General features: G+C 67.3%; 6 protein-coding genes. All 6 read left to right on the top strand.

Features of this window, described 5'->3' with window-relative positions:
• Positions 1-28 precede the first annotated feature (28 nt).
• The 6 genes from D4765_RS18800 (at position 29) to D4765_RS18775 (ending at position 4,426) form a co-directional block, all read left to right on the top strand.
• Positions 29-505: a ribose-5-phosphate isomerase gene (locus D4765_RS18800; RefSeq protein ID WP_136643834.1), complete on the top strand. Its 477-nt coding sequence runs from the start codon at positions 29-31 to the stop codon at positions 503-505.
• A 5-nt stretch (positions 506-510) separates the two neighbouring features.
• Complete coding sequence (locus D4765_RS18795) at positions 511-1,302, top strand: triose-phosphate isomerase family protein (RefSeq protein WP_136643833.1); 792 nt, start codon at positions 511-513, stop codon at positions 1,300-1,302.
• Positions 1,299-2,099, top strand: a complete 801-nt coding sequence (locus D4765_RS18790) for a sugar phosphate isomerase/epimerase family protein (RefSeq protein ID WP_136643832.1) — start codon at positions 1,299-1,301, stop codon at positions 2,097-2,099. Before D4765_RS18795 ends, D4765_RS18790 begins: the two co-directional genes overlap by 4 nt.
• Positions 2,096-2,965, top strand: a complete 870-nt coding sequence (locus D4765_RS18785) for a phosphogluconate dehydrogenase C-terminal domain-containing protein (protein ID WP_136643831.1) — start codon at positions 2,096-2,098, stop codon at positions 2,963-2,965. The genes D4765_RS18790 and D4765_RS18785 overlap by 4 nt, the downstream gene beginning before the upstream one ends.
• A 127-nt stretch (positions 2,966-3,092) precedes the next feature.
• Positions 3,093-3,872, top strand: coding sequence for an HAD-IIB family hydrolase (locus D4765_RS18780; RefSeq protein WP_136643830.1), 780 nt, complete (start codon positions 3,093-3,095; stop codon positions 3,870-3,872).
• Between the two features lie 74 nt (positions 3,873-3,946).
• Positions 3,947-4,426: a TraR/DksA family transcriptional regulator gene (locus D4765_RS18775; protein ID WP_237280567.1), complete on the top strand. Its 480-nt coding sequence runs from the start codon at positions 3,947-3,949 to the stop codon at positions 4,424-4,426.
• The last annotated feature ends 123 nt before the right edge of the window (positions 4,427-4,549 follow it).

Below are 4,549 nucleotides of genomic sequence, written 5' to 3'. Positions count from 1 at the left end.
ACCCACCGCCCCACCCGAGGAGAACCCCATGAGCACCACACCGCTTCGCATAGTCATCGGAGCCGACGACGCCGGCTTCGAGTACAAAGAGGCCCTCAAGAAAGACCTCGAAGCGAACCCGCTGGTCGCCTCGGTCATCGACGTCGGCGTCGACGCCGAGAGCCACACGGCATACCCGCATGTCGCCATCGCGGCCGCCGAAATGGTCGCGGCCGGCACCGTCGACCGCGCGCTGCTGGTGTGCGGAACCGGCCTCGGCATGGCCATCGCCGCCAACAAGGTCGAGGGCATCCGTGCCGTCACCGCACACGACAGCTTCTCGGTCGAGCGCGGCATTCTCTCGAACAACGCCCAGGTACTCGCGTTCGGCCAGCGCGTCGTGGGCATCGAGCTCGCCCGCCGCCTCGCCCGCGAATGGCTGACCTACACGTTCGACGAGACCAGTGCTTCAAACGACAAGGTCTGCGCCATCAACGACTACGAAACCGCCCGCGCCGGGGCCTGAACACCATGACCCGCACTCTTCCCGCCGTCACCGTCGGTGTGAGTACCAAGATGTACTTCTCATATGAGAGGTCGCTCGCGTACGCGCGATCGGTGGCCGAGATCGCCGCAGAGCACCCTGCGGTGCAGAGCGGAGCCGTCGAGGTGTTCGTCATTCCCACCTATCCGGCCCTCGCCGAGACCGTGCGCATTCTCGAACGCACACCCGTTCGTGTGGGTGCCCAAGACATCGCGACCGCCGACTCCGGCGCGTTCACAGGCGAGGTGAGCGGCGCCGTGCTGGCCGAGATCGGCTGCACCCTCGCCGAGGTGGGCCACGCCGAACGACGCCGACTCTTCGGCGAAACCGACCTCGTGACACGCGACAAGACCCAGGCAGCGCTTCGCAACGGTCTGACCCCCGTGCTCTGCATCGGCGAACGGATGCCCGGCAGCACCGATGCGGCTGTCGACGAATGCGTCGACCAGCTCACCTCTGCCCTCGCCGGAACGCCCGAAGGCAGCGACCTCGTCGTGGCCTACGAACCGCACTGGGCCATCGGGGCCCCCGACCCCGCTCCCGCCTGGCACATCGTGGAGGTCTGCCGGGGCCTTCGTGCGCACCTGGCCTCCGACCAGCGACTCGCCTCCTTTCGCGTGATCTACGGCGGCAGCGCGGGCCCCGGCCTCCTCGGCCAGCTCGGCACCGCCGTCGATGGCCTGTTTCTCGGCCGGTACGCCCACGACCCCGCCGCACTGGCGACCGTCATCGACGAGGCGGCAGCGCTCGCTGCGGTGCGTGCCGGGAGCCCGGCATGAGCATCGGCCTCAGCACCTATGCGTTCTTCTGGCAGTGGCAGCCCACCCTGCCGAATCCGCTCAGCCTCGACGACATGCTCGAGGCGACGGCGGCACTCGGCGTCACGGTTTTCCAGATCTGCGACTACTCCGCCATCGAGTCCTTCGACGACGAACAGCTCGCCGACGTGCGCGAACGAGCGGATGCCCTCGGCATCGAGCTCGAACTGGGCACTCGGGGCGTGCATCCGGCACACCTGCAGCGCTACCTCACGCTCGCGGCCAAGCTCAACGTTCACCTCGTGCGTTCGATGCTGTACTCGGCGACCAGCCGGCCCACCCCGGCCGAGGCCGTCGAGCAGTTGCGCGAGGTGGCCGTCGAGTACGAGGCAGCCGGAGTCGCACTCGCGCTCGAGACATACGAGCAGGTGTCGAGCACGGTTCTCGTCGAGATCGTCGCGGCCGTCGGCAACCCCGTCGTTGGCATCTGCAGCGACCCAGCGAACTGCGTGGCGGCGCTCGAGCTGCCCGCCGACGTGATTGCGCGCGTCGCGCCCTTCGTGAACAACATGCACATCAAAGACTTCGCGTTCACCCGCCAGGAGGGCTGGGTGGGCTTCTCGCTCGTCGGGGCCCCGATGGGCGAAGGCCTGCTCGACTACGACGCGATGGTTGCCGCCATCGAACCGGATGCCCGGGGAATCAACCAGATCATCGAACACTGGCTGCCCTGGCAGGGCGATGCCGCTACGACCCGCGACCTAGAGGCCGCATGGACTGCACACAACGTGCACTATCTAAGGAGCAGAAACTCATGAACGCACCACTGAACCTCGAGAACCTCACCATTGCGGTCATCGGCGCCGGCGGCAAAATGGGCATGCGCGTCTCGAACAACCTGCAGAAGACCGCACACACCGTCTACTACGCCGAGAACGGCGCGGCCGGCCAGGAGCGCGTGCTCGCCACGGGCCGCACCCTCACCGACACGGCCATCGCCGTCGTCGACGCCGATGTTGTGGTGCTGGCCGTACCCGACATCGCGCTCGGCGCCGTGTCTGCTGCAGTCGTGCCCGAGCTGAAGACGGGCGCCATTCTGCTGACGCTCGACCCGGCCGCTGCCTACGCGAACCTGCTGTTCCAGCGCGACGACATCGAATACGCCGTGGCGCACCCGTGCCACCCGTCTGTGTTCCTCGAGCGCCACACGCCCGAAGAGTACGCCGACACGTTCGGCGGAATCGCTGCGCCCCAAGACGTGGTTGCAGCCATCGAATCGGGCGACGCCGACAAGCAGATCGTGGCTGAAACGGTCATCCGGGTCATCTACGCACCCGTCATCGATGTGCACTGGGTCACCGTGAAGCAGCTCGCCTACCTCGAGCCCACGCTGGTCGAAACGGTGGCCTGCATGATCGGGTCGCTGCTCAACGAGGCGCTCAAAGAGACCATCGAGACGGTGGGTGTGCCCGCCGCCGCCGCCCGCGCCATGCTGCTCGGCCACACGCAGGTCGCCCTCGCGAACACGCTGAAGGGCGACAACCCGTTCTCTGACGCGTGCCTCATCGCCATGGACTACGGCCGCGAGATGATCATCAAAGAGAACTGGAAAGACATCTTCAACGACCAGCAGCTCGACCTGGTCATCGCGCGCATGCTGCACCTCGACGCAGTCAAGCACTGACCCTCTGCCCTCAGGGGCCCGCCACCGGCATCCATCCAGCCGGCCGCGGGCCCTTTCTCGTGGGCTGATTCACGCACTCAGGCAAGGTCGAATACTCTAGAGCGACTTCGAAAACAAAGGATCCTCCGTGACGACACTTCCCCGACTGGTCGCATTCGACCTCGACGACACCCTCGCCCCGTCGAAATCCCCCCTCGACCCCGCGATGGCCGAGCTGTTGGTGCGCCTCCTCGACACCGTTGAGGTGTGCATCATCTCGGGCGGGCAGATCTCCCAGTTCCGGTCGCAGGTCATCGAGAACCTCACAGATGCCAGCCCCGAAGCGCTCTCGCACTTGCACCTGATGCCCACCTGCGGCACCCAGTACTACCTGTACCAGAACGAAGCGTGGAACCAGATCTACGCCGAGAACCTCACAGAAGACGAGAAGGCGCGTGCGCTCGAGGTCGTCGAGCGCGTGGCGCGCTCGCTCGGCTACTGGGAGTCCGAGACCTGGGGCCCCATCCTCGAAGACCGCGGCTCGCAGATCACCTTCTCGGCCCTCGGCCAGGCTGCGCCGGTCTCTGCGAAGACCGCGTGGGACACGACCGGTGAGAAGAAGAACGCCCTGCGCGAAGCCGTTCAGGCCGAACTGCCCGACCTCGAGGTGCGTTCGGGTGGGTCGACCTCTGTCGACATCACCCGCCAGGGCATCGACAAGGCCTACGGAATGAACAAGCTCGCCGAGCTCACGGGCATCCCGCTCGACGACATGATCTTCGTGGGCGACCGTCTCGACCCGGCCGGCAACGACTACCCGGTCAAGGCCATGGGCGTAAAGTGCGTGGCCGTCGAAGGCTGGCACGACACCGCCGCCTACCTCGAGAAGCTCATCCCCGAGCTGCGGGCGGCCGCCGCCGCGCGCTGAGCGGTCGAGCCCGATCTCGCGGGTCGGCCGCACTCGGGTGTCGCTCATCGGGCGGCGCGTAGGCTTGAAGTGTCATGATGCTTCCGGATGCCCAGCTGCTGCAGCTCGAACAGCTGCTGCTCGCCCAACGCAGCTCGCTCGACACCGAACTGGCTCGCCTCACGATGTCGCTCGACGGGGTTCGCGCGGCCCGCGGTGACGCGACCGACGACGATGAGCACGACCCCGACGGCACTCCGCTCTCGGCCGAGTGGTCGCGCATCGCTGGGGTGCACGCCGAGCTCGTAGAGCGCTCTGACGCTGTCGACCGCGCGCTCGCCCGCCTGCGCCCGCCGCCCGACGGCTCGACTCCCGGCACTGCGTACGCCACCTCGCCCAGCGCCCCGTCTGGCGGCTCGTCTGGCGGCGGCCCGTCTGGCATTCAGTCCGGCACCCCGTACGGAACGTGCGCCCACTGCGGCGGCCCAATCGGCTTTGCGCGCCTCGAAGCTCTGCCTACCGCTGACCTCTGCATCACCTGCGCCGAATCCGCCACCCGCCGCCGACGCCGCTGACCCCCGCCCTACCCCCCACCCCACCCCGACCTAAGCCAATCGAGAGGGCAGAATCTCTCACAAACTCCCGATTTTCGGAGAGATTCTGCCCTCTCGAGGGTGCGTTGGGGTGCGGACGGGGAG

The organism is Subtercola vilae (assembly GCF_004923255.1).
Taxonomy (GTDB): Bacteria; Actinomycetota; Actinomycetes; order Actinomycetales; family Microbacteriaceae; genus Subtercola; species Subtercola vilae.
This window is presented reverse-complemented; position numbering and strand designations above follow the sequence as displayed.